The following is a 25,542-nucleotide window of genomic DNA, read 5'->3' as shown; positions in this document are numbered from 1 at the left end:
TTTAACAATACAAATGTATAATTGTAATTCGTATTAAACAACTTTTTCGTTAACAAGTGCGTAATTTATAGAGTTTATACATAGAAAAAGGGAATTCCCTATTTTTGAGAACTCCCTTTCCTATTTGATTAAACTGTTTTCCTCTTATCAGAAAGCGTAATGGAAACCAATTGAAAGATCTTCACTGGTAAGTTCAAGACCAAAAGAATCTCCAAGCGTATTTACATTTCTACGATATCCCAAGAAACCATACTTGGCAATAAAAGAAAAGTGATCGTTCAATTTAACGGCAATACCCGGTCTAAGTCCCACTTGTCCAGCCTTGGTAGTGTCTCCATCTTTAATTTTCACGAAGCCGATAGCAGCAGTTCCGTCCAGAAACAGACGGACAGCACCGGTTTCACAATAAGACCAACGAATGTACGGAGCTACAAATACAGAGTTTGCAGTTTGTCCTGTAACATAATTGTGTGAATAGTCCAATTCAGCACCCAATGCCCATGTCTCATTAAAGTTGTATCCGATTTCCGGAGCAATTTTAAAAGAGGTAGTGTTGCCTGTACTGTTACGCCACAGATTCAAAGATCCGCCTACGTAAATGTCTTGTGCTTTTACAGCGATAGTTGCCAACATTACAACTACCAATAATAAACCCTTTTTCATCTTCTTTGTTTTTTTAAATTAAACGTTAGACCCCAATTCGGTCGATTTCTGGGGTGCAAATGTAAAGCTGTTTTTACGATTAAACAAACATTTGGTTAGTTTTTTATAATAAATACCAAATATTTATTTAACCAAGAGAACGAATGCCCAAGACAAAGCGGACATAAAAAATAGACTGCAAATACTTTCACAAGTATTTACAGTCTATTTATCAGATAGTTAAGTACCTAACCAGCGTATTTGACTATCCTTCTATTGCAGCCTGCGCCACTTTCATATACGATTATTCCCCAATAGGTTACATTGCCGGTGTATGTGAAGTGTATGCGCTTTGGTATGACTTTTTTCTAAAGCTGCTACTTTCTTAGCATTATTATTCTATCGCAGCTTGCGCCTCTCCAATACATATCTGTATTTCAACAAGATGCAATATTTGTGTATGTAATCTGTATGCATCTTGATACAATGCTTGGAACAGTTGCAATAGATATTAAGGATGAATGATTTGACCTCTCTGTAACGAGATGACGCATTCATTTAAATTTCAGTATTGTTTATTCCCTATCTTTCAATAGTTCAATAATCACGTCCTTATCCTTCAGGTTTGAATCAAGACGTAAAATCTGTGAGTTCAGACTCTCTATTTGCTCTTTCAGAAGCTTGATTGTTTCCCTCAGGTTCTCTGTTTCTTTCTTTTCGCTGGATAACTGCACGGCCAGTTCTGCATCACCTATCAGATTATTTGCATTACCGTCCAATGATACGGCTGCAAGGTGTGCCGAAATATGATGCTGTTTCGGACAGAAAAGGGAAAAGAAATTGAAGTCCAATGCTTCGCTGACTTTAATAAGCCTGCTTGTCTCCATTGTTTCCCTCTCTAATATTCGGTTTATGTGCTGCTGCGGTACACCGATTTTACGTCCAAGCTCAGATTTGCTCAATCCAAGCTCGTTGCGTCTTTTGTCGATAGCCTGACCTACATGCACGTGTTTTATGTCATTATCCATGCGATTCCTTCAATAAATACATCTTAAACAATAAATCATCAAACAAATATTTGGTTATATAAACCATTTTATGTTACTTTGTAGTGTAATCTATTCATTTGGTGATTACAAAGTTAAACATTAAATATTAAACATCCAACAATTATGTCTGAAAACTTAGAAAAAATCCGTCCGGCACTTGTTGCCCTTGAAGTAGGTGAATCCGTTTCATTCCCCATTTCACGTTTGAAAAGCGTCCGTACCCAGGCTTCAGAGCTTGGTGCCATCTACAACCGCCAGTTCAAGACCAGGACTGACAGGGAAAACCATATCATTACGGTCAAGCGAACAGTATAGAAACCAAATCAGGTTTATATGAAGATATTACAGTTTCTGGACCATCTTATACCATACGAAACATTCCTGAATGACCTCTCCTCCAGAATTGTCAGGCAATTGAAAGCCGACAAGGATGATCCTGAATTCATCAGCCAGAGGAAGGCATACGAACTGTTTGGCCGCAGGAATGTAGAACGGTGGAAACGTCAGGGAAAGGTGGTTTCCTATAAAAGACCCGGTAAGGTGGAATACCGCACGGCAGACCTCAGGCTTCTCCAGCGTACCACCCAGGACTATTTTGATGAAAGTCAGCCGAAACAGGCAGAAAAACCGGTCAAGAAAGATAAATGATAAACATATTATGGCTAATATTCTAATATTGATAAACTTTATTTGTTTAGTTTAGCCGTGATACTCTATGAAATATAAAGAAAGCAATTATAGTAGGTACAGGAATGTGCGTCAGTAACCTTTGTTCACCAGCTTATAGCTTTACCACTTAACGATAAAGCCGGACAGGTCTCTTTTATCGCACATTCATAATGATTTTATAATAATGAAAGAAATCAGACCAGCGTGCGATCCAAACGGTGTCTATTCAGTCAAGCGCACCTGTGCAGAACTCGGTATCAGCAACAAGACACTCAAAAAATACAGAGATAACGGATATATCCAACCGCTCAATCCTAATAATGTCAGCCGTCCGAAATACTCCGGCCAGTCAATAATCGATTGTTGGAATTTACTGAGGACGATATGATAAGCGAAACAACCATACAGAAAGTGAGGGAACTTGCCATAGAAGACGTACTCAGTCCTTATGTCAGACTGTCCAGAAAAGGTTCAACCCTGATGGGACTTTGTCCTTTTCATACTGAGAAGACCGGTTCCTTTGCCGTCACTCCCAGCAGGAATCTCTTCCACTGTTTCAGCTGTAACCGTGGTGGTGATTCCATTACGTTTATAATGGAAAAGGAAAACCTTTCCTTCAGTGCCGCAGTGGAATTTATTGCCAGAAACCATAATATTCCGGTAAAATACATCAGTGAAGAGCGCAGTGAGGAACAGATGTCCGAAGCCAGGCACAGGGAATCACTTCTGACAGTTCTCGATGCAGTCCAGACCTTCTTCCTACAAAATTTAAAAGCAACAGACAAGGAAGAGAGCCTTGATGCCAGGGCCTACGCATACGGCCGGTGGCATGAGGAGTTCTGTGCCTTTGCCGGAATAGGCTATGCACCGAAGGACGGTCAGGCCTTTATGGATTTTTGCAGAAACAAGGCTTTGAACGAAGAACTGCTGTACGAACTCGGTATGTTCAAGCGTGGTGAGGACGGAAACACATACGCCATGTTCCGCCAGCGTATCATGATTCCTGTGAGAAACAGATGGGGACGCATCATTGCCTATACAGCCAGATACATCGGAGACAATAGGAAAGCTCCCAAGTATATCAACTCGGCAACAAGCATGATTTACTCCAAGGGAGAAACAGTATTCGGTATTGACCGTGCCGCCAGACTGCGTGATGCCGACTATTATATCATTGTGGAAGGTGCTCCTGATGTACTGAGAATGCAGTCGATTGGATATGACAATACAGTAGCGTCACTTGGAACAGCCTGGAGTGACAGCCAGTTCGAGCAGCTGAAGAAGTATGTATCCTCACTCTGTTTCATTCCAGATTCAGATATTGCGGAGGGCAAGCCATACGGACCGGGATTTGAGGCGGTGATGACCAATGGGGCTGCAGCCATAAGAAAAGGATTCCATGTGACAGTAAGAGAACTTCCTTTCGCTGAAATACCGTCAGAAGCAGAAGGAGAAGTACAATATTCCAAGAATGATGCCGACAGCTATATCCGCAGCAGGGAAGATTATACTTCACTGCCTGAAAAGCATTTCATCATCTGGCTTGCACAGAAACGTTTCCTGGTAGCCAGTTCCATGGTAGAGGAAAGAAAGTGTGTAGCGGAAATAGCAGACCTGCTGCGTTATATAAAGGACCAGCTGGTGTATGACCAGTGCATAGAGCAGTTGTCCAGACTGTACGGCAAGGTAAAACTTTGGCGTGATGCAGTTACCCAGGCACGTGGAGAGGCCAGGAGAAGGAACGACAAGCCGGCGGCCATGAACGAGATGCAGCGTGAAGCTGAACTGCTGCGCCAGTTCGGACTGTTCGTGAGGGAAAACTGTTACTACTCCATCGGTGAAGATGATGATGAACCGTCAAGAATCTCCAACTTCATCATGGAACCACTATTCCATATCGAGGATGAGATAAACGGAACCAGAATCTTCCGTATGAGGAATATGTACAATGTATGCAGGGTCATAGAACTGAAAGAGTCGGAACTCTGCTCACTAAGCAACTTTCAGCAGAAGGTCGGCTCACTGGGCAATTATGTATGGCTCGCCAAGATAGACAAACTCAACCGTGTAAAGGAATACCTGTATTCAAAGACCGATACGGCAGAACGTATCAGAAAACTCGGCTGGAATGCGGCTGAAGGATTCTTCGCTTTCGGTAACGGAATATTTTTTGCAGGTACATTCAATACCGTTGATGATTTGGGTATAGTCCGTAGTATAAACGGCAAGGCCTTCTATATACCGGCCACTTCAAAAATATATCTTAACAACCCGGAGATATTCCAGTTTGAGAGACTTATGGTACATGAGAACCGCAACGGAATAAAGCTGTATGACTACGTAAAAAGACTGATGGAAGTGTTCGGTGAGAATGCAAGCGTAGCCTTCTGTTACCTGCTTGCCACCCTCTTCCGTGACATAATATTCAGACGTACCCGTCACTTCCCCATCCTGAATCTTTTCGGTGAAAAGGGAACCGGTAAAACAACCCTGGCTGTTTCCCTCCAGTCCTTTTTCCTGCACGGAGTAGATCCGCCCAATCTCGGTGTAACTTCCGTACCGGCCATGAACGATCGTGTATCACAGGCTGTCAATACACTTGCTGTGCTTGATGAATACAAGAATGACCTCGACATACGCAAGATAGCCTATCTGAAAGGACTCTGGGGCGGTGGCGGTCAGACCAAGAAGAATACAAACACAGACGGTATGGCAGCCCAGACCATTGTCACAACAGGTGTTGCCCTTTGCGGCCAGGACAAGCCTACTCAGGATATGGCACTCTATACCCGTGTCATTTTCCTTGCCTTTTCAAAGACATCATTCAACCAGAATGAGAAAAGGGCTTATGAAGACCTTGTATCAGTCTGCAATATGGGACTAACCCACCTCACCCTGGAGATATTGGGACACCGGGAACTGTTTGAGAAGAACTTTCCGGAAATATATTCCATCACCAAGCGTGAACTGGCTGCAAAACTGGAGAATGAAACCATCCATGACCGTATATTCGGTAACTGGGTTATTCCACTGGCCACCTTCAGGACACTGGAGACAGTCATTGACGTGCCTTTCAGCTATGCGGAACTGTTTGATACAGCAATCAAAGGAATACGAAATCAGAATGAACTGGCTCAGGAAAGTTCAGAGATAGCGGACTTCTGGAGTATGCTTCAGGGATTCCAGACTTCAGGGAAATGTATCGAGAAGGCACATTACCGTATAAGGTATATGAAATCCTTCCGTCCGTTGTCTGTCAAGGAAGATATAGAATTTAAGGAAGCACGTCCTATTCTCTATCTGAACACGGCAGCCGTAGCATCACTGTTCAACAGCCGGAATGCAGGTTCCACCTCCAACCGCTCGAACTGGTCCACTATCATGTCGTACCTGAAATCCCATACTTCATACCTTGGACTGAAACAGGACAGATTCACCATACTTCTGCCTAGCGGACTTCCTGACTATACCATTGACATTGTAAATGGTGAACAGGTAAAGAAGGTAAAGGTAAACCGACCGAAGGCACTGTGCTTTGATTATCTGCAGTTGAAGGAAACTTTTGGGCTGGATCTTGAAACTGAAGTGGTGGCTGAAGTACAGGACATGCAGGAAGAAGTGATAACAGAAATGCAACACACTTTCAAACAGAATGAATTTGATTTTACATAAATGATTAATCTGAACTCTGATGATGAAAGAAGTAAAGGGTTTAATACAAATCAAAAATATAATTGTAGTATTAAAAGACTTCTCCTAGTTTTTTTGGTGAAATCACCAAGTTCTTAGATAAAAAAGCATAAATATTTAGCAATTTTTAATGATAGAGTTGACTATTTGACGGGAACAAAGTATTTTTGTACATCAATAATTTTATAACCATATTACGATGGCAAATGCAGACCAAATATTATCTCTGATACGCAATCATTTAAACAATGATGATGCACAATTCAGAAAGGTTGCCTTACAGATTTCAGCTGTAGAGGCAAAGAATGGTCATGCTGTATTGGCGAGAACTATCCAGGAATTGTTAAGCCAGAAAAAGACCTCTTTTAGCAATTTAAAAATTATTCCACGCAATAAGGATGTTGACGATTTGTTGCTTCAGACTGAAACATATGACAGTTTGAATGATCTGGTTACAGATAAGTCTGTAAAGGAGAAGCTGGAAAGGGTAATAAAGGAATATACAAGAAGAGAAGAACTTCAGAAATATGGCCTTGCAAATCGCCGTAAGCTGTTACTCTATGGTATGTCTGGTACAGGTAAGACTATGACATCAGGGGTATTGGCAAAGGAACTTAATCTTCCTTTCTTTATTGTAAGAACAGAAAAGATTATCACTAAATTCATGGGTGAAACAGGTCAGAAACTTAGCCGTATCTTTGATTTTATAGATGAAGTTCCTGCCGTTTATCTCTTTGATGAGTTTGACGCTATAGGTGCACAACGTGGAATGGAAAATGAGGTCGGTGAACAACGCAGAATACTTAATACATTCCTGCAGTTGTTGGAGCGTGATTCTTCTGATAGTTTTATTGTTGCAGCTACAAATGCAATAGAGTCCATCGACAAGGCAATGTTCCGGCGTTTTGATGATGTCATTGAATACAGAATGCCGGATGCAGAACAACGTTTGTTGTTGTTGCGTGAATATTTATATACAGCAAAAAATCTGGATTTCTCTCAGGCTGAACCTTTATTTATGGGAATGAGCCATGCAGAGATAAAAATGGTATGCTCCGACATATTCAAAGAATCACTGTTAAATGATTTGCCTATAGATATGGAAATGGTGAAAATGATTGTTGACAAACGAAATCAACTGTGCCGTGAAATAGGTTGAATATGTAGGTAATATGCAAAAGAAACATTTTTTCTTAGGAAATAAGATAGCAGAAGATCGTTCTTTTACACCAAGAACCAGGTCTGTACAACCGCCAACCATGCCTGAAAGAAACAGACAGGAACATGCGGCTTATATAAAAGAAATTTATAATACAGCTATTGATAAGGCAATAGAAACTTTGTCACAACGGTCAGAAAGAGGATTACCTGTTGCAGATGGTGTTTATATGAACTTTGATATGGTTTCAGGTTTTGTTCCTCAGGCATTGGCAAAAAGAAGTGGAGCATCAATTCTAAAAATTTCAGAAGATAAAGGTGAAGGAAATGTTGATGTTACCATATATATCAAAAAAGAAAAAAAAGATTGGTTGGATAAAAAGGCTAATGAGTATGCAAATGAAGAAATTTGCACAATAAATGGAAACCCTAAGAATGCAACTCTTATTGAGCCCATCAATTCTATTGAACAAGCTGATATTCATAGTCTTTATACTTCTGCAGAAGATTTTGATATGCTACCAGATAATCACCTGCAGACATTTGAAATATGGGTAACTAAAGGTGATGATTATAATCTAGAGGAACTTACTAAAACTTTAGACAGTCTTGGCCTTATATCGGCTGGTAAAAATATCCTGGACTTTGACGGAGTTGCTGTTCTGCTAATCAAAGCAACAAAACAACAATTATGTGAGTTACCCTTATCTGTTGGTTATATAGAGGGAATACGTCCTTATAAACAGCCTTCAATACTTGTAAAATCCCACAATGAAAGCAGGGAGTGGAGTGAACTTATTAAAGATGAAATTGAGATTTCAATAAACAGTGACAGTGTAAGGGTCGGCTTGTTGGATTCGGGTGTAAACAATGCTCATGAATTGATAGCTCCATTCTTATCGGATGATATGATGAAAAGTGCAATAGGTGTTTCTGACACTATTGATCACAGCTTCCATGGAACGGACATGGCTGGCCTTATCCTATATGGTGATATGACAGATTTAATTTATGGGCATAAGAAATCTGTTGCAATTGAAAACAACTTGGCATCAGTGAAAATATATGAATCCGGATATGAAACTGATTCTGATTTTTATGGTGCTGTTATAGAGGATGCTATACAGCAAGCTCATGAAATGGGAGCATCTATACAATGTATGGCTGTTACTGATGACATTTCGTATGACTGCAAATCCACGTCAAGTTCTGCTGCTTTAGATGAAAGTATATACAATGGAGGGAATTGTGATCGTCTGGTAGTCGTTTCTGCGGGAAATATTGAAACTACAGAAATAGACGCTTCAGATTATATAGAATCGTGTAAAGCTAATGTTATTAAAAGTCCGGCACAAGCTTGGAATGCACTGACCGTAGGAGCTTATACTGAGAAGACTGTTGTTACTGATGATAGATATAAGCCTCTGGCTGCACCTGGAGGAATCTCTCCGATGTCAAGAACCTCCTGGAGTTGGAGAAATGGTCTTAATAAGCCCGAGATTGTTATGGAAGGCGGTAATGTAGCTGATCATCCTGTTCTGCAGACTACAACAACTCCTGATTTGAGCCTGATTTCGACCAGTGCAGATCTGGCAGAATCATTGGAACCATTTTATGCAACCAGTGCAGCCACAGCGTTGGCTGCACGTATGGCAGCAAAAATCAAGACAGTGAATCCTGATCTTTCTTTGTTGTCTGTACGTGGTATGATGGTACATTCTGCGAGATGGACTGAAGAAATGAAGCGTATAGGAAGTATCAATGATATCATGTCAATATGTGGTTATGGCATTCCAGATGAAAAAATTGCTTTATTTAGCAATGAAAGATATGCTACATACATCTTTGAAAATGAATTGATACCATATGTACGTAAAGATGGTTCAAATACATATAATCAACTGCATTTTTATGATCTCCCATGGCCTGTTGAATTACTTGAGCAGATGGGAGCAGAAAAAGTAAAGATAAGAATTACACTTTCCTATTATATAAAGCCTTCTCCTGGTTATGCCGGTAGAAGAAATAAATATCGTTATCCTTCAGCAACTTTGCATTTTGACTTGAAGAGTCCACATGAAAATGTTGAAGAATTTTTATGTAGAAGGAATAAGAATGAAGGAGATAAAACAACGGATAATGATACTCAAAGATGGACAATCAAGCAAAATCGCCGTGAACAAGGTACTGTTCAGTCGGACTGGTTTGAGTGTACAGCAGCTGAATTAGCAGGTTGTGGTCATATAGTTGTTTATCCAGGACCAGGTTGGTGGAAAGAGAGAAAACTGGCTAATGTTGACAATGTTATAAAGTATTCTCTAATAATATCTATAAAAACAAGTGAAACAGAAATATATAATGCTGTAGAGACTGAAATCAACAACAAGATAGGTATACCAATAATGCAGGAAGTATAAACCTATCATTTTAAGTTTAAATCATTGTTTTAAATATAATAGTTGCGGTTTGGATTACTCCAAACCGCTTTTGTTTAAAAAAGGAGTGGTTAGCTACCTGCAATGCCATCACTAACCATGAAGCTCCAAGCTTTAATCTTAGTTACTGTTTCCTTATCTATTGAATGGCATTAGCCAATTGTGCAGAATCAATGGAAAAGGCTAAAAGGGATTGGTACTACGAGTACCATGGGATAAAAGCTGAAATATCATGAATAACAGTCATGACCTTGCCTTTATCAACTCCCTTTCGTGATATCCATTGAATTATTAACTCTGTACTATCTTTTGCCAATGACATACTGCTTGCTGCAGGGATTCCAAGAATCCCTAGTACATCTAATCCTACAGATAACAAATTACTAATAACCTATCCTTTCGGACATTTGATTGTGGCATGAACCTTCACCAAAGGTTCTACTGCCTAAAAAAAAATTTTTCCCATTTTCTTCAGGATTAAAAATTTTGAGTTTTTAATTGTAGAGCTTAGCTCCATAGTGGCAAATGATGGTATCGAACCATAAACTTATGAGCTTTACCTGGACATTTACCATAGTTTTACTTAAAAGATTACAAAAATAGCGATTAATCTTAATATTGAATATTATTATTACCATATTTTTAAATTAAATACTTGTTCCCGGTATGTCGGTGGGGTTCCCGGTATGTCCAATTTCCTGAAACAGCTTAATACTTGGATTTTCCGCATCGGTAACTTTAACTTTCTAATTGAAATATAGGATTTCTCCATAGGTTCGTCAAGTTACAAGAAGCATGTAATGTAATCAAATGACGTACCCCCCCTATATCTTCTATCTTTTAATGTTGGAAATGTTGATTTATATAAGTTTTTTGTTTAAATAATCAGGATTGTACCATTGATACCTTCATTGTTATAGTTGTATTTTTGATAAAAAGATGTGTGGATTCTGATTGTATTTTTATCCGTATTGGATTAAACTTTATAGAAGTTTTATACGGTTAAATTTCTGATTGTCAAAATATTTTCGTATATTAGTATAGCAAAAAAGATTATAAACAAAGGTATAACAAATAAATCCTATGATTATGGCAAGAACATTTACTATTACCAGTTATGGCAAGACTAAGGAATATCCAGAGAGCCAGCGTAAGAAAATGATTAAGGAGTTTGAGACGGCTATGCTTTGCTGTGATGGCAGTGAAGCTGAACGTTACAGGAATATATATGGTGACCTGGTTGCCGGTGAGAAGGAGTGTATGGACACAGAACGTCCATTGAGTCCTGAGCTTGAAGCAATGATTGAGCGAATGTTTACTACTCAAAAGTAAAATTCTACAATTGCAGATTTCTATGTTGCATACCTGTTTCTGATACGTCCAATCTTCTGAAGCAGTTTCATTCTCAGCTTTTCCGGAAAAGTAATTTCCACCTTATCGCCAAGAGCCAGGATTTCATCCACCAGCTCGTCAGTAACAAGAAGTGTGTAATCAAATGACGTGAAAGTCCCCATATCATTCCTTTCTACCTGAGAATGGTGGAAAGGATGCTTCCTCAGATAATCGGCAAATGGACCGTAAGCCCTTAGAGTAACCTCTTCCGGCTTCTGTCCGGTCGGGGCTACAACACCAATGGAGTCCGAAAGACGTCTGGCAAGGGAAAATTTGTAGTCAGTATCAAATCTCTTGCCGCTAAGGTAAATTTTGGTCAGTGCATCAAGAGGAACGGTACAGAACTCTGATCCGTTCCTGTACCCGAGCAGATACCAGCGGTTATGGAACAGTTTCAAACCTTCCGGTCTGAAACGGCCTTCCACTTCATAGCCCTTGCCCTTGTCATTCGTGTAGAATATGTACAGTTCATGCCCATCGCTGATACATTCCGATATATCCGACAGGTATTCAATACCACCTGACATGTCAGGCAGTACAACACGATGGAACAGGCACGGACTGCTTTTCAGGGCCACATCAATGATACGGCTGTTGAACAGCCAGTTCTGGCAGCTGTCACCGAGTATTTCATCCAGATTCTGGATATAGTATGTATAGTCCTTTCTGTTGCACGCAATAACTATATCAAAATTCTCCTCAATCATTTTCCGGTGATGATGGAATGTGCGCAGACTCAGCGGTTTTCCATTGTATAGGAAATGGTGCTTCCAAATATCACAAAGCCTTTCAAAAGTGACCTTTCTTTCCTGATAGACCGTATGCAGCAGCCAAATGTAGCGGTTGTAGATATTGTTCATAAAACTACCTCTTATAGCTTGTTTAACTATCTAAATATAAGCATTATAAATGAGATATGCAAGAAATTTGCATATCAGTTTTGTACAATATTTTCAATATAATCCGGACTGGGTTTCAGTACAGATTTACTATGTCCATGCCTTTCTTCAGTGCCTCCCTGCAGGTATAGAATGTCCCACCATAAGGCTTGCCGTCATAAAAGGCAATCACTCCACATGAATGCTCCAGCATGAAGTCATTGCGCCTTAGAAGACATCCTTTGAAATAGTATTCACTCAATACGATAACCCGGTCTGCCTGGGAAATTATTTTCTGATAACGTTCCTTTTCAATTGAAGGCCATCGGCAGTTCTGTCTTCTGAAAGGAACAACGGCAATTAGCCGTATATCCGGATACCTTCCCTTCAGTGAAAATACTGTTTCAGCGGCCATCAGGTCGAATCCCATGGCCATGCCTGAATAGAAGCAGGTTATACCCGATTTGCAGGCGACGGACACAGCTTCAACAAGCCGTGCCCTTATTTCATCCTGCCTTTCTACGGGAACAGTTCTGTGTCCCGTGAAAGCCAGTGACTTTGATTTTTCTGATAATATTCCGTTCATAGTTCTATACTTTATAATGGGTTCTTGCAAGGAAGATACCTTCAATGACATTCGCTCCGAGACTCTCCAGCTGATTCGCATATATACCGAAACTGATTCCGCGTGTTATTACATCATCGAAGACTATGACTGCCTTTCCTCTGAACCACTCTTCATCAAACTCGATGATGCTCACCTTTCTGATTTCCTTTTCAGCCTTACGGTTTTCATGAATAGCAAGTCTTTCTCCGCATACCCTTACATGGTCATATCCGTTTATTGCTCCGGTGAGTTCACATACCCTTTTGCAGAAGTCCATATACCGGATTTCATTCTTTCTTACCGATGATGCCGGAACCGGAATGAATACCAACTGTGAGCATCTGCTGCCGTGCTCTTCAATCATTCTTGCTGCCGTCATCTGTGCCACCGCTTCATGAGACCTTCCGTCCTTGAAGTCATAAACCAACTGTCTGTCGGCGATTTCCTTCTCGCCCACATTCTGAATACGTTTGGGAAAATACTTGCAGAACCATGTCTGTGGCTTTTCCAACTGCTTTCTGATGCTTTCGTCCATCTGTACCATACGCTCTGATTTTTTCCCTTCTGTCAGCAAGTTTTTCAGCTTGCCCGAAGGATATTTTTTGCAGTTCTCAGAAGCGCAGGTATTCAATAAGGCAAACTTCAAGGAAAGCTGAAAATACGCTTAACCCCGTTTGAGGAAGATTTTCAGCCCTGTGTTTGACGTTTGCAATGCCGGAGATACCTTTGCAAAAAAATATCTGCAGAGGCATGCTGAACAAACCTGTGGATGTAATGGTACATTAGGATAACCTGTATCCCTTTCGCATCAGATATTTTCAGATAATAAAATGCACCCGTTTCAGGGGTGACAGTGTTGACAGAAAGTATCTGTCAGTGTATCAGATACTTCATATAGAAATCATGCGTTGACAAACGTTGACAGGCGTAGCCATAATTTTCAGTCAGCTAAAAATCCATAGCCAAACGTTGACACATTATAATACCCTATTTTTTATAAGTAAAATAAGAAAGAATATAACATACTGTATTACAGAAACTTCCCAGACAGACTTTATACCGGATTTTCATTGGATTTGCTGTCAACGCTGTCAACCATCAAATATATGCCTTCCTGATTTCCGTAAAACAGATTCGTTATCAATCGCCTTACCCCAGCCGTATTGAATATGACAGGTAACACATAATCCATACAAATCCCACAATCTCCGGAATAATCCCATATTTGACGTATTGACAGCTAATAATCAGTTGTTTACCTTTACGGTATCCAATAAACGAAAAGATTAACCAGCATGAGATATAATGAAAGTCGTTCCGGAAAAGACATATTCAGTAAAGGAGGCAGCACGCTACCTGGGTGTTCACCGCTGTACCATCTATGCCTATATCCGTTATCTGGAAAAGCCGCTGGCTTTCCTGAAGATTCCTGATAAGGCAAAAAGGGTGTTCAGAGGAACTGACCTGATAGCCTACAAGGAAACCGGTCTGCCCAAACGTGGCCGCAAGCGTAAGAAACACCGTTAGTTCAGTCTGTCCCATGGAATGGTATCCAAAAGATTACATTTAGCATTCATAGCTGCAAGTTCAAGAGCCAGCAGCCTTGCCTTTAGCCTGACATCCTCCATGTCAGCCACGGCCTGAAGGAACTCCGACGGCTCCATTGCTCCTGACTGAATCATCCATTCCCTTGCACATTGTTCAGGAACAGCGGCACTGACGAAAGAGAATATTTCTTTTGCTATGCAGCCGGCTGTACCGTCACCGGCTTCAATGGTAAAGCAGAATGGTACACCGCTCGGAGTCTTCCTCTTGAAATTGAGAAACCGGATTCCATCCATGTCTTCCATAGAAACGCTCCACCCATGCCGGGCAGAAATATTAAAAATATTACGACAATTTTCCATTTACCATACAATTATAGTTTTGTTTTCATTTACCTGCTATAATAAGCAGCCGGTCTTGTCCGTGACGGATAGGACCGGCCACTTCTGTTTTCATACAGCCTATTCAAACCTTGCAAGAAAGTCCTGAAGCCTGCTGTCCTGAATCTGTTTCAGCGGAACCGGCTTAAAGTTCTGCTGCTGTCTTACCTGAAGCTTGCCAAGTCCCTGAGCACTCAGGTCAAGCTCCACATCCGAAAGCTCATTGAGGGAAACATACCCGTATTCATCCTCCATGAGTCCGACTACGATACCGAATAGAATCACATCATTATCCTCCCTGTTTCCTTCAAGGATAAACCACCTTACAGCACCAAGAGCAAAAACCGCACGGCAAACAGCCTCTTTTCCCTTGCCGTCCTGGGAATAGAGCGGATAACCCTCCAGAGCTTCCGCCAGTTGTGTCGTCATCAATCTGCACATATCAGTAAAAAATTAAAAGATTGTTTGATACTCATTCTTCATGCTCGCATAACATTTGAATTTTGAAGTTCCGATTCTTTTCCCTTTGGTAAAGCTCATTGAGCTTCATGGCCGGGAAAAACCGTTTTATGTGCATTTGTGACTGCGGACCAAAGGGAGAAAAAGACAAGTGTGAAGTCAGAGAATGCAGACGGAATACCCAAATTTTTGAGGCATGAGAAAATTTGCGGAAGGCTGCCGTCAAGTCCTCCGACTGAAAGCGCAAGCGTCACTTGGCGTTTCTCCAGTCCGCAGTACCTTTGCACATAAGAAACGGCTCCGGCTATGACGCACCAATGATTTCCTGATATTCAGTATTCAAAGATTTCTGAAGAGTATAGTATCCGTTTTCAGACAAACCACCGGTAACCGGTTGCCAATGTCAGAGCCTTTGAAGTGAAGAGTAGCGCAACTTTAAAGGCTCTGTCTTTGGCAACTGCCCTGATTTATCTGCATGATGGGATGAACCTATCGGCTGAAACTTGCCTGGTATTGTAGATACGAAGCAAGTCAGCCGGTAAGTTTCCGTAGTATAAGGCAAGTTGTTCCGGCATCGCATGAAATACGAACAGTCGGAACAGCTTGCCGGTATTTTAAGACGAGTATTCAGGGATATAGGACGTTCCGGCATTGCAAGCTTTAGCCTGCATCATCGGAACGGCCTGCTTGTTTTCGTTTTCAGACATGTTATCGATAATCAGTTGCCAATGTCATAGTCTTTGAAGTGAAGAGTAGCGCAACCTTAATGGTTCTGTCTTTGGCAACTGTCCTGATTTATCTGTATGGTTGTATAAACCTGTCGGCTGAAACTTGCCTGGTATTGTAGATACGAAGCAAGTCATCCGGTAGTTTTCACATTGAATAAATAAAGTACTTTGGTAATATTAAATTCAAGCAGAAGTTAGAAGATTTATAGTATTAAATTTTTTATTATTGGCAGAATTATATAAGTTTGCGTGTTAGTTTAATAAATAAAAGATATATGAGCAACCTTAATAGAATTAAAGTAGTTCTGGTAGAACAAAAAAAAACAGGTAAATGGTTGGCAGATCAGTTAGGAAAGTCTACGTGCACAGTAAGTAAGTGGTGTCAGAATACTACTCAACCAGATTTACTGACATTGGAACAAATTGCACAACTTTTAGAGGTTGATATTAGAGACCTGCTTGTTGGTACAAAACTAACAACCACATCAAAATATTGATGTTATGGCAAATACGTTCATTATAACTTGTTATGGCAAGACAAATACATATCCTGAAAGTCTGCAAAAAAAATGACCAAAGAGTTCAAAATGGATATGTTTTGCTGTGATGGTAGTTAGGCTAGAGATATAGTATATTTATCAAGATTAGACAGTTGGCGAGAAGGTGTGTATGGATACAGATCACTCGTTGACTCATGAACTTGAAACTATGCTTGCAAAAATGTTTGCTACTACGCAATATTAATGAACTATACAATGTATAAGTTGGCGTTTATGCCATAATTTTTTAGTATGTAAAATAAAGAAATAAATGAATCAAAATAAGAATTATAAGTTTATAGATTTATTTGCTGGAGCTGGTGGCTTGTCTGAAGGTTTTATTAGAGCTGGCTTTGAACCGATAGCTCATATAGAAATGGATCATTATGCATGTGATACCTTAAAAACACGTGCTGCGTACCATTACTTAAAAGCAAATAATAAACTATCAATATATGAACAATATTTAAGGACAAAGAAAGAAAAAACTGATGGCGCTTGGTTGTGGAATCAAGTGCCAAAAGAAGTTATTGACACAGTTATTCAAGAAGCAATAGGTAAAGAAACTATTGATGGGATTTTTAAAAAAGTTGATAGACTGTGCAAAGGCCAAAAGGTCGATATTATAATTGGAGGTCCCCCTTGTCAAGCATATTCGATTGCCGGACGAGCTAGACTAGGAAAAAAAATTGAAGATGATCCACGAAATGATTTATATAAATTTTATGTGGAATTTCTGAAGCGATACAGTCCGGAAATGTTTGTTTTTGAAAATGTTCTTGGAATTAAAACAGCCAAAAAAGGTGAACCGTTCAGAGACTTACAGAGACTGGTCAATGACCTTGGATATAAAATGGAACCGGTTGAACAAATTGCGTCTGAGCATGGTGTCTTACAAAAAAGACATAGGATTATCATTGTTGGTTGGAAAATAAATCGTTCAGGAAGCGATATTCCTACAACTTATAACTATCCAACCCTTGAAAAAGGAGATATGCCATATTCTATAATGAAGGATTTGTTTTGTGATCTTCCTGAAAGAAAAGCTGGAGAAGGTGAATTATGTGGTATTGTTGAATATACAAAACCCTTGGAGGAAATGGAGTATCTTAGGAAAACAGCAATAAGAGGTGTTCTTAATTTTACGACTCAACATATTGCAAGACCAACAAATGATAATGATAGGGAAATATATAGGCAAGCTGTATTGATGTGGAAAACAGGTAAAAGGCTTAATTATGCAAAACTCGATCCAGCCTTACAAAAACATAAAAATAAAGAATCTTTTTGTAATCGTTTTTGTGTCGTTGATCCCAATGGAGTTTGTCATACCGTTGTGGCTCACATTGCGATGGATGGACATTACTATATATATCCCAACGAAACTCCTACTTTAGAGAATGTTCGTTCAATAACAATAAGAGAAGCAGCTAGAATACAATCGTTTCCTGATGATTTCTTCTTTGAGGGAAGCCGAAGTGCAGCTTTTAAGCAAATAGGAAATGCTGTACCTGTTGTATTAGCAGAAAAAATTGGCCTGAAAATAAAAAAGTTATTGAAAAATGAGGATAGATTACGATAGTCTTAGAACTGCGAATGCAATACCATGTGCCGCTTCAATGATTGAAACATTTAGAGCAATAGGGTACAATATCGAAACTGCAGTAGCAGATATTATAGATAATTCAATATCTGCAAATGCGAAAAATGTGTGGGTCACAAGACATTGGCATGGAGATAAATCTTTCATAACAATTAAAGATGATGGATGCGGCATGAATAGTCAAGAAATAATTGATGCAATGCGTCCTGGAAGCCATAGCCCATTAGAAGAACGCTCTAAAACAGATCTTGGTAGATTTGGATTAGGTCTGAAAACAGCATCATTTTCACAATGTAGAAAATTAACTGTCCTTAGTAAAAAATCCGGATACCATAGTGCATACTGGACTTGGGACTTGGATTATGTAGCACAAACCAATGAATGGACTCTTTTACAATGGATTCCTGAATATTTGGACGAATCTGTAGATGATATTGAACATGGAACTCTTGTAATATGGTCAGATTTAGATAAAGTCGTTAGAAAAGGAACTTCCGAAAATGATATAAATGCAAAGGAAAAGTTTTCCAATTCTTTAGACCGTGTCCGTCAACATATTGCAATGACCTTTCACAGATTTCTTGAAGAAAAATCTTTAAAGATATTTTGGTGTGGTCATGAAATAGATCCTTGGAATCCCTTTTGTATAAGTGAATCTAAAACTCAGTCAAGACCTACAGAAGGAATCGTTGGAGGTATTAAATTGAAGGGATATGTATTGCCACATAAAAGTGCCTTTTCTTCAGAGAAGGCTTATAATGTGGCAGAAGGCATTAACGGCTGGCCAGCTCAACAAGGATTTTATGTATATAGAGGGAAACGTTTATTGTTAGCTGGGGATTGGCTTGGACTATTCAGAAAAGAAGAGCATTATAAATTAGTCCGCATTCAGGTAGATATTCCTAATACATTAGATAGTGAATGGCAGATTGATATTAAAAAATCAAAGGCGTATCCTCCTATACAATGCCAGAATCAACTTGAAGCATATGCAAAGGATGTGAGGAAAATAGGATGTGAGGTTTATCGTCATAGAGGAAAGATACTGAAACAACGTGCAGGTCAAAGTTTTCAGCCGCTGTGGAATGAGAAAAGGAAAGACAATAAATGGTCTTTTGTTATAAATCGAGATAATGCTATGATTCAGCAATTAAAAGATATGGCTCACACAGATTCCGATAAAGCCTTTAATTATTTATTACGTCTTATAGAGGAAACTATACCTGTTAAGACAATTTATATCAACGAAGCTAAAGGTGAAGAATCTCATAAAGAACCATTTGAAGGTTCAGATACTTCTGTAGTGAAAGATATGATTACAAGAATGTATCAGAATCTAATGGCTTCCAATATGACTTCAGAACAAGCTAAAGCATATATAATGACTATTGAGCCATTAAATTCATTTGAAGAACTCATTGAACAATTGTGATATGGAAGAATTATATAATAAAGCCTTAAATATTTGCCGTTTATTCATTGGTGCAATACCTGTTGTAACTGATGAACAGATTAATACCGCTATAGAGCAAGTCTCTTTTATGCCAGATTTTAAAATGTTGGATAAACACATATTAAAAAAGAAACTACTTGCCCATTATGGTGTAAGAATTCAAGATTTTCAAATATTGGAAGGAAACGACAGACGTTTACCTTGGCTTAAAGAATTTAAAGCAAATAAAATATCTAATTGGAACTTTTGGACAAGATACAAGTTATATCTTTCAGAGCAGAAAGGGTATGCTCCGGCAGTTATAAATCAATTAGATGAAATCACTGATAGAATATTAGATAACTTGTTTAATCCTCAACAAGTTAATATCTCAATAGATAAAAAAGGGCTTGTTGTAGGGCAAGTGCAGTCAGGGAAGACAGCAAATTATACAGGTTTGATTTGTAAAGCTGCTGATGCAGGTTTTAATTTTATCATCGTATTAGCAGGTATTCATAATAATCTAAGAAGTCAGACACAAAGTCGAATTGATGAAGGATTTTTAGGTTTTGATACACAATACGAGCGAGCATACTCAATAAACTCAACAACTAAGATAGGTGTTGGTCTTATTCCTGGATTTGATTCAGCAATTGCAAATTCATATACGACAAGTATTGATAAAGGAGACTTTAATAGTAGGGCTGCAAATACGGCTGGATTTAATTTTAATGCACCACAGCCTATTATCTTGGTTGTGAAAAAAAATGCATCTGTACTTAAACGTCTTTATAAATGGCTTTGTGCACAAACTTCTGGTAAGAAACAAATATCAAATAAATCTCTTTTGTTAATTGATGATGAAGCTGATAATGCGTCCATTAATACAAAAAAAGATAAGGATACAGATCCAACCGCCATAAATGATAATATTCGTAAGATTATACAACTGTTCAATCGCTCTGCATATGTAGGATATACAGCAACTCCATTTGCGAATATATTTATAGCACAGGACGAAACAGACTTATTTCCAAGGGACTTTATAATAAATTTGCCAGCTCCAGATAATTATATTGGGCCAAATAAGGTTTTTGGCACATATTCTGAAACTTCTGAAGAAGAGGATGATGTATTGCCTATTGTCATTCCTATTGATGATTATAAGGCTTTTATACCTGATGGACATAAAAAGGATGATAAAAAACCAACAAAAAGTGATATTCCTGAGTCTTTGAAGCTTGCTATTAAATGTTTTATTTTAACATGCGCAATTAGAAGAGCCAGAGGACAGGAGAACAAGCATAATTCCATGCTAATACATGTGTCAAGATATCAGGTTTGGCAAAATGAAATTCGGGATATTGTGAACGAACAGTTCAGGTACTATAAACAAGAAATAGAAGCTAATGATCCCGCTGTTTTAGCCGAGTTTCGGGCTTTATTAGAAGGAAATGTAAACGGGTGTCCATCGTATAAACAGATAACAGAAAAAATTAAGGGGTCTCCTTCTCTTTCAAAGATTGATCAGGACTTAACAGTTCATAAATGGGATGAAATAAAGCCATTATTATACCAAGCAGTTCAAAAAATTGAAGTAAAATCTATTAATGGTTCCTCTGGTGATGTTGTTGACTACCAATTAAATTCTAAAACCGGTATTTCAGTTATTGCAATTGGTGGAGATAAGTTATCTAGAGGCTTAACGTTAGAAGGTTTATCGGTAAGTTATTTTCTAAGAGCTTCGAAGATGTATGATACTCTTATGCAGATGGGAAGATGGTTTGGTTATCGTCCTAGCTATGTTGATTTGTGCCGTTTGTTTACTAGTAGCGAACTTAATGAATGGTATAGGCATATTGCTGTAGCTTCATCTGAGCTACTTGATGAATTTGATTATTTAGCGGAATCAAGAAGTACTCCAGAAACTTATGGTTTAAGAGTTCGTACTCATCCAGGTTGTCTTCAAATTACTGCTCTAAATAAAATGCGTAATTCACATGAAATTCAGGTATCATGGGCTGAAAGACTTATTGAAACATATCAGTTACCACTGAATGAGGATTTAAAGAATAAGAATCTTGTTGAAACAGATAATTTTCTCAGTAAGTTAGGTAAGCCTTTAATAAAAAACGAGAATTATCTGTGGACTAATGTTTCTCCGGTTGATGTCTGTGAGTATTTCAGTAATTTCAGTGTAGCTGAGGGACTTAGAAAAGTCAACATGGAGTTAATTTGTGAATATATTCAAGAATTAGTATCTAAAGGAGAACTTACAAAGTGGAGCGTTGTATTAATGAATAAGACAACACGGTCGAATGCTAGAGAAACTATAAAGAAGCATACTTTTTGTGGCTCTTATTCTGTATCATGTTTTAATCGTAGCCGTGCTGTAGATTCCAGCAATTATAAAACATACTTCATAAGAAAGAATCATATTGTCGGAAATCCTAGCGATGAATTAATAGATCTTGATGATGATTTATTAAATGAAGCTTTAAAAGAAACAATCGAACTTAATAAAAAGAAAGGGATTGAATGGAAACACACATATCCACAGCCAATAGTTGTTAGGTCGAAGTTTAGACCAATAAATCAACCGTTACTAATTATTTACCCACTTAATCCTGAATATGCAAATGTTAAGGATGAAAATGGTAATATTGTGCCAGGTACAACTATATTTACAGCGGAAGATGATCCTTTTGTCGGATTTGCCATTTCATTCCCTCACACCAATACAAATTGTGCAGTTTCATATAAGGTAAATATGGTGGCAGAGTATGCTGACATTGAAGATAATTTTGATAATGAAAACGACAACACATATGGCGACTAATATACCAATACAAGTAATATGGAATAGTCTGAAGTCAAATAAGACTTATGGTTTGGTCAAGCAATTGTATAACAGTAATTTAAGTGCAAATATATATGCAATATATAAGTATCCTGAAAATCTTCATGGTATAAGTGTGTCATTTAATCGTAATATAAAATTAGATATATCTTCATTTTCAGGACTAAAGGAGTTGGATATTTCAATAATAAATGATGCCTCATTACCACAGAATCAGATGTTATGCATACAGTTAATAGATTCAGGTAATTTGTTTGTTTTTGCTACCTTATGCGAAGATTTGATCTCATCTATTGGTAATATATCTGACGAAAAAATTTTAGTTAGGTCAATTCTTTGTCAATTAGAAAAATGGCGAAATCTTTTTGAATGTTCAAGAAAGAAAGAATTGTCAGAGAGTGAACAATTAGGACTTTTTGGAGAATTGACATTCTTGCAATATATGTTACAGGTTTTACCCACAAGACAGTTAGATGTTTTGCATACATGGATGGGAGTTGAGAAATCAAATAAAGATTTTCAGGGGAATGAGTGGGCAGTAGAAGTAAAGTCATCCATAAGCAGGAAAAATAAGGTGACGATAAATGGGGAAACTCAGTTGGATAGTAATATTTTTAAACACCTGATATTGTGCCATTATTCTATTGAGAGAAATAATGCCAATGGCTTAACATTACCTCAATTAATTGATGGAATTGAGAACTTGCTAAAATATGATCAAATGATTCTTAACTATTTTCGGGCAAGATTAATGTTGGCCGGGTATATGCCGGAAGACAGGACTAAATATGAATTAAGACACTATAATATAAAGAAAAGGGATTTTTATAGTGTGACATCAGATTTCCCAAGAATCGTTCAAGATGATTTAAGAAAGGGAGTACATGATGTAACATATACAATAATGCTTGATGTATGTGGGTCTTTTTTAATATCTGAAAATAAATTATTACAAATAATAAAGCAACTATGAATTTGTTAGATAAATTTTATTCATCATTTATGCAGGAGATTGTTTCCAGACAGCTTGCAAATGAAGATGGAGAAACTCAGGAACAGGCATTTACACGTTATGTCTTAGACCTATTATCAGAAGCTGGGGAGACAGAGAATGCAGCAGTAGCTTTTGATGAGAAAGCTTTGGGAACCTCGAAGCAACACAAAATCAATGGTTTTGCAATATCTGACAATTATGAAACCATTGATTTGTTTATATCTATCTATGAAGTAGAAGAGCAAGTATATACAGTTCAGAAAAGTGAAGTTACAAGAGCAGCAACTCGCATTACAAATTTTTTTAGAAAAGCTGTTTATGATGATTATGTTAATGAAGTAGCTGAATCTTCTGAAATATTTGAGTTTGCACATACTCTGGCTAATTATGGAGAATTAAAAGACAACTTAATTCGTGTAAATGTAAGTATATTAACTAATGGTGAATATAAAGGAGATATACCGGATAATACAGAAATATGTGGATATAAAATCTTTTATAGAGTTGTTGATATTAAATACATTTATCAGATTTCTGAAGAATCTCATGTTCCAATTGAAATTGACTTTAAGGAAGAAGGTTTTCTTGTTCCTTGTTTGCCAGCATCATCTGATAATGAAGATTATCAGTCTTTTATCGCCATCATTCCTGGTATTTGTTTAGCTAATTTATATGAGCGCTATGGTGCTAGATTGCTAGAACAGAATGTGCGTTCATTCTTACAATTTTCAGGAAAAATAAATAAAGGTATAAGAGATACTATAAAAAAAGAGCCACATATGTTTCTGGCATTCAACAATGGTCTGGCTGCTACTGCTGACCATATTGAATTGGATGAAGATAATAGATATATAACAAAAATCTCTAATCTTCAGATTGTTAATGGTGGACAGACAACAGCGTCTATTTATCATACATTCAAGAAAGATAAAGCAGATATATCTAAAATTTTTGTTCAGGCAAAAGTTTCTGTTATTAAACGGATTGAAGAGTATAGTAATATAGTATCTCGCATATCCCGGTATGCCAATACTCAGAATAAGGTAAATGATGCTGACTTTACTGCGAATAATCCGTATTTAGTTGCACTTGAGAAACTGTCCCGCTGTGTTTTGACTCCGAGAACCGAAAACTCAGTCAATCAAACATATTGGTTTTTTGAACGTGCAAGAGGTCAGTATAAGAATCTTCGTATGAAAGAAGGATTTACAAAAGTACGTCAAAAGGCTTTTGATCTTAAATATCCTAAAAATCAAATGTTTACTAAAGTTGAATTAGCTAAATATATTAATGCCTATTCTGAAGTGTATGAAGGTAAAAAGCTTGTTATTGGACCACATGTTGTTGTAAAAGGTAATGAGAAAAACTTCGCAAAGTTTATAAATAATAATTTACCAAGTGCACTTAGTAAAATTAATAATATATACTACGAGGATACTATTGCTAAAGCTATATTGTTTAGAGCCATGGATAAACTTTATGGTACAAAGAAATCTGAAACAAATATAGGCGAGTTAAAACAGGTTGTAGTACCATATACAATATCATTGCTTACTATTCTGACAAATAATCGTTTAAATCTTTATAAGATTTGGAAAGAGCAGTCAATTTCAGAGCAACTATCTTCTTTTTTATATGATTTAATGAAACAAGTAAATAATTTCATATTAAAGGAATCGCCTGTTTCTCATTATATAGAATGGTCTAAGAAAGAAGAATGTTGGGAAAAGATTAAGCAGCATACTTGGGCCTATAATATATTAGACATAGAAAAAGATTTAGTTGATGATTCTCAACCGATAATTCGTAAGGAAATTTTTTTCGGAGACAAACAAGATAATACTGTAGAACATGATATGGAGATAATTACATCCATACCTCATCAGTTATGGTCTAAAATTTCAGAATGGGGGCGGGATACAGATAGTTTATCCATTAACTATCAATCTACAGCGATGGATATTGCACATAAACTTAAATTTAATCGTAAGTTTAGTGATAATGATCGGCAAAGAGCAATGGCTATTTATGATATAGTATGTGAAAAAAATATTGAATTATTATTAGAAGCAGACGAACTAGCAAATGTTGAAGCTCCACAGAAAACGCCAACAACTGAAGAAAGTCAAATACTTGAGCTCATAACTATTGAATTAGTTCAAAAGATGGTAGATTGGGATAGACGTAAACGGGTATTAAAGGATTGGCAATGGAAGGTTATGGATGATGTTGTCAAAGGAAAAAGGCAGCTTGATGACCGGATGAAATATGGCTTTTATTCCAATTTAAAGCGATTGCGTAGTAAAGGGTTTCCAGAATAAAAGTTTATGTTGACATGGTAATATGACATAATAATATTACTAGTACTTAGTACCTTGGATTAAAGATTATCAAGTTGTTGATAAATCAATATTTATCTAGATTGCTAGTATTATGGATGTCTACAGTAGTTAGTGTGATTTTAATAGAAGTATGTTTAAAA

The 25,542-nt window shown here is 37.8% G+C and carries 21 protein-coding genes; 14 read left to right on the top strand and 7 right to left on the bottom strand.

Features of this window, described 5'->3' with window-relative positions:
- Nucleotides 1–147 precede the first annotated feature (147 nt).
- Both AAHJ11_RS13715 and AAHJ11_RS13710 read right to left on the bottom strand, forming a co-directional pair.
- Nucleotides 148–663 carry an outer membrane beta-barrel protein gene (locus tag AAHJ11_RS13715; protein WP_148366979.1) on the bottom strand — a complete coding sequence of 172 codons (516 nt, stop codon included), beginning with the start codon at nt 661–663 and terminating at the stop codon, nt 148–150.
- 554 nt (nt 664–1,217) lie between these two features.
- Nucleotides 1,218–1,670, bottom strand: coding sequence for a helix-turn-helix domain-containing protein (locus tag AAHJ11_RS13710; RefSeq protein WP_007835175.1), 453 nt, complete (start codon nt 1,668–1,670; stop codon nt 1,218–1,220).
- A gap of 144 nt (nt 1,671–1,814) precedes the next feature.
- Here AAHJ11_RS13710 and AAHJ11_RS13705 point away from each other — a divergent pair, with 144 nt between their 5' ends.
- The 7 genes from AAHJ11_RS13705 to AAHJ11_RS13675 all read left to right on the top strand — a co-directional run bounded on the left by AAHJ11_RS13705 (nt 1,815) and on the right by AAHJ11_RS13675 (nt 10,975).
- Nucleotides 1,815–2,006, top strand: a complete 192-nt coding sequence (locus AAHJ11_RS13705) for a hypothetical protein (protein ID WP_007835177.1) — start codon at nt 1,815–1,817, stop codon at nt 2,004–2,006.
- Between the two features lie 18 nt (nt 2,007–2,024).
- The gene (locus AAHJ11_RS13700) at nt 2,025–2,339 is read left to right on the top strand and encodes a hypothetical protein (RefSeq protein ID WP_005815676.1); all 315 of its coding nucleotides are present in this window, start codon (nt 2,025–2,027) and stop codon (nt 2,337–2,339) included.
- 205 nt (nt 2,340–2,544) lie between these two features.
- Complete coding sequence (locus AAHJ11_RS13695; RefSeq protein ID WP_080549527.1) at nt 2,545–2,748, top strand: hypothetical protein; 204 nt, start codon at nt 2,545–2,547, stop codon at nt 2,746–2,748.
- Nucleotides 2,745–6,032, top strand: coding sequence for a DNA primase (locus tag AAHJ11_RS13690; protein WP_032936309.1), 3,288 nt, complete (start codon nt 2,745–2,747; stop codon nt 6,030–6,032). The genes AAHJ11_RS13695 and AAHJ11_RS13690 overlap by 4 nt, the downstream gene beginning before the upstream one ends.
- Before the next feature lie 217 nt (nt 6,033–6,249).
- Nucleotides 6,250–7,209 (top strand): AAA family ATPase, encoded by a 960-nt coding sequence (locus AAHJ11_RS13685; protein WP_005815670.1) that lies wholly within the window; start codon nt 6,250–6,252, stop codon nt 7,207–7,209.
- Between the two features lie 13 nt (nt 7,210–7,222).
- Nucleotides 7,223–9,625 carry a S8 family peptidase gene (locus AAHJ11_RS13680; protein WP_007835182.1) on the top strand — a complete coding sequence of 801 codons (2,403 nt, stop codon included), beginning with the start codon at nt 7,223–7,225 and terminating at the stop codon, nt 9,623–9,625.
- Nucleotides 9,626–10,732: 1,107 nt separating this feature from the next.
- Complete coding sequence (locus tag AAHJ11_RS13675) at nt 10,733–10,975, top strand: hypothetical protein (protein WP_229084558.1); 243 nt, start codon at nt 10,733–10,735, stop codon at nt 10,973–10,975.
- 20 nt (nt 10,976–10,995) lie between these two features.
- Here AAHJ11_RS13675 and AAHJ11_RS13670 read toward each other — a convergent pair whose 3' ends face one another.
- From AAHJ11_RS13670 to AAHJ11_RS13660, 3 genes are all read right to left on the bottom strand, one after another.
- Complete coding sequence (locus tag AAHJ11_RS13670; RefSeq protein WP_007835185.1) at nt 10,996–11,895, bottom strand: helix-turn-helix transcriptional regulator; 900 nt, start codon at nt 11,893–11,895, stop codon at nt 10,996–10,998.
- 115 nt (nt 11,896–12,010) lie between these two features.
- A complete protein-coding gene (locus AAHJ11_RS13665) occupies nt 12,011–12,499 on the bottom strand; it encodes an SLOG family protein (protein ID WP_007835186.1) in 489 nt (162 codons plus the stop codon).
- A gap of 4 nt (nt 12,500–12,503) precedes the next feature.
- Entirely contained in the window at nt 12,504–13,064 is a 561-nt protein-coding gene (locus tag AAHJ11_RS13660) for a hypothetical protein (RefSeq protein ID WP_032936312.1), read from the bottom strand.
- A gap of 761 nt (nt 13,065–13,825) precedes the next feature.
- Here AAHJ11_RS13660 and AAHJ11_RS13655 point away from each other — a divergent pair.
- Nucleotides 13,826–14,047, top strand: a complete 222-nt coding sequence (locus AAHJ11_RS13655) for a helix-turn-helix domain-containing protein (protein WP_007835189.1) — start codon at nt 13,826–13,828, stop codon at nt 14,045–14,047.
- On the opposite strand, the gene AAHJ11_RS13650 is transcribed toward AAHJ11_RS13655, so the two are convergent.
- Both AAHJ11_RS13650 and AAHJ11_RS13645 read right to left on the bottom strand, forming a co-directional pair.
- Nucleotides 14,044–14,427, bottom strand: coding sequence for a hypothetical protein (locus AAHJ11_RS13650; protein WP_007835190.1), 384 nt, complete (start codon nt 14,425–14,427; stop codon nt 14,044–14,046). The two genes, AAHJ11_RS13655 and AAHJ11_RS13650, sit on opposite strands and share 4 nt — an antisense overlap.
- Before the next feature lie 99 nt (nt 14,428–14,526).
- Entirely contained in the window at nt 14,527–14,886 is a 360-nt protein-coding gene (locus AAHJ11_RS13645; RefSeq protein WP_032936187.1) for a DUF2958 domain-containing protein, read from the bottom strand.
- 1,021 nt (nt 14,887–15,907) lie between these two features.
- On the opposite strand from AAHJ11_RS13645, the gene AAHJ11_RS13640 reads away from it, so the two are divergent.
- From AAHJ11_RS13640 to AAHJ11_RS13615, 6 genes are all read left to right on the top strand, one after another.
- A complete protein-coding gene (locus AAHJ11_RS13640; protein WP_007835193.1) occupies nt 15,908–16,129 on the top strand; it encodes a helix-turn-helix transcriptional regulator in 222 nt (73 codons plus the stop codon).
- A gap of 313 nt (nt 16,130–16,442) precedes the next feature.
- A complete protein-coding gene (locus tag AAHJ11_RS13635) occupies nt 16,443–17,753 on the top strand; it encodes a DNA cytosine methyltransferase (RefSeq protein WP_007835194.1) in 1,311 nt (436 codons plus the stop codon).
- Complete coding sequence (locus AAHJ11_RS13630; protein ID WP_007835195.1) at nt 17,734–19,206, top strand: ATP-binding protein; 1,473 nt, start codon at nt 17,734–17,736, stop codon at nt 19,204–19,206. Before AAHJ11_RS13635 ends, AAHJ11_RS13630 begins: the two co-directional genes overlap by 20 nt.
- 1 nt (nt 19,207) lies before the next feature.
- Complete coding sequence (locus AAHJ11_RS13625; protein WP_007835197.1) at nt 19,208–22,045, top strand: Z1 domain-containing protein; 2,838 nt, start codon at nt 19,208–19,210, stop codon at nt 22,043–22,045.
- Complete coding sequence (locus AAHJ11_RS13620; protein WP_032936315.1) at nt 22,017–23,039, top strand: PD-(D/E)XK motif protein; 1,023 nt, start codon at nt 22,017–22,019, stop codon at nt 23,037–23,039. Before AAHJ11_RS13625 ends, AAHJ11_RS13620 begins: the two co-directional genes overlap by 29 nt.
- Nucleotides 23,036–25,381 (top strand): AIPR family protein, encoded by a 2,346-nt coding sequence (locus AAHJ11_RS13615; protein ID WP_007835202.1) that lies wholly within the window; start codon nt 23,036–23,038, stop codon nt 25,379–25,381. Before AAHJ11_RS13620 ends, AAHJ11_RS13615 begins: the two co-directional genes overlap by 4 nt.
- The last annotated feature ends 161 nt before the right edge of the window (nt 25,382–25,542 follow it).

The sequence above is a fragment of the Bacteroides sp. 90-K9/2 genome (assembly GCF_047310725.1).
GTDB classification, from domain to species: domain Bacteria; phylum Bacteroidota; class Bacteroidia; order Bacteroidales; family Bacteroidaceae; genus Bacteroides; species Bacteroides vicugnae.
This window is presented reverse-complemented; position numbering and strand designations above follow the sequence as displayed.

Bases quoted from the DNA above. Each gene is read 5' to 3' on its own strand.
- AAHJ11_RS13715 (WP_148366979.1), bottom strand. From the start codon at position 663: ATGAAAAAGGGTTTATTATTGGTAGTTGTAATGTTGGCAACTATCGCT.
- AAHJ11_RS13710 (WP_007835175.1), bottom strand. From the start codon at position 1,670: ATGGATAATGACATAAAACACGTGCATGTAGGTCAGGCTATCGACAAA.
- AAHJ11_RS13705 (WP_007835177.1), top strand. From the start codon at position 1,815: ATGTCTGAAAACTTAGAAAAAATCCGTCCGGCACTTGTTGCCCTTGAA.
- AAHJ11_RS13700 (WP_005815676.1), top strand. From the start codon at position 2,025: ATGAAGATATTACAGTTTCTGGACCATCTTATACCATACGAAACATTC.
- AAHJ11_RS13695 (WP_080549527.1), top strand. From the start codon at position 2,545: ATGAAAGAAATCAGACCAGCGTGCGATCCAAACGGTGTCTATTCAGTC.
- AAHJ11_RS13690 (WP_032936309.1), top strand. From the start codon at position 2,745: ATGATAAGCGAAACAACCATACAGAAAGTGAGGGAACTTGCCATAGAA.
- AAHJ11_RS13685 (WP_005815670.1), top strand. From the start codon at position 6,250: ATGGCAAATGCAGACCAAATATTATCTCTGATACGCAATCATTTAAAC.
- AAHJ11_RS13680 (WP_007835182.1), top strand. From the start codon at position 7,223: ATGCAAAAGAAACATTTTTTCTTAGGAAATAAGATAGCAGAAGATCGT.
- AAHJ11_RS13675 (WP_229084558.1), top strand. From the start codon at position 10,733: ATGGCAAGAACATTTACTATTACCAGTTATGGCAAGACTAAGGAATAT.
- AAHJ11_RS13670 (WP_007835185.1), bottom strand. From the start codon at position 11,895: ATGAACAATATCTACAACCGCTACATTTGGCTGCTGCATACGGTCTAT.
- AAHJ11_RS13665 (WP_007835186.1), bottom strand. From the start codon at position 12,499: ATGAACGGAATATTATCAGAAAAATCAAAGTCACTGGCTTTCACGGGA.
- AAHJ11_RS13660 (WP_032936312.1), bottom strand. From the start codon at position 13,064: ATGGTACAGATGGACGAAAGCATCAGAAAGCAGTTGGAAAAGCCACAG.
- AAHJ11_RS13655 (WP_007835189.1), top strand. From the start codon at position 13,826: ATGAAAGTCGTTCCGGAAAAGACATATTCAGTAAAGGAGGCAGCACGC.
- AAHJ11_RS13650 (WP_007835190.1), bottom strand. From the start codon at position 14,427: ATGGAAAATTGTCGTAATATTTTTAATATTTCTGCCCGGCATGGGTGG.
- AAHJ11_RS13645 (WP_032936187.1), bottom strand. From the start codon at position 14,886: ATGTGCAGATTGATGACGACACAACTGGCGGAAGCTCTGGAGGGTTAT.
- AAHJ11_RS13640 (WP_007835193.1), top strand. From the start codon at position 15,908: ATGAGCAACCTTAATAGAATTAAAGTAGTTCTGGTAGAACAAAAAAAA.
- AAHJ11_RS13635 (WP_007835194.1), top strand. From the start codon at position 16,443: ATGAATCAAAATAAGAATTATAAGTTTATAGATTTATTTGCTGGAGCT.
- AAHJ11_RS13630 (WP_007835195.1), top strand. From the start codon at position 17,734: ATGAGGATAGATTACGATAGTCTTAGAACTGCGAATGCAATACCATGT.
- AAHJ11_RS13625 (WP_007835197.1), top strand. From the start codon at position 19,208: ATGGAAGAATTATATAATAAAGCCTTAAATATTTGCCGTTTATTCATT.
- AAHJ11_RS13620 (WP_032936315.1), top strand. From the start codon at position 22,017: ATGAAAACGACAACACATATGGCGACTAATATACCAATACAAGTAATA.
- AAHJ11_RS13615 (WP_007835202.1), top strand. From the start codon at position 23,036: ATGAATTTGTTAGATAAATTTTATTCATCATTTATGCAGGAGATTGTT.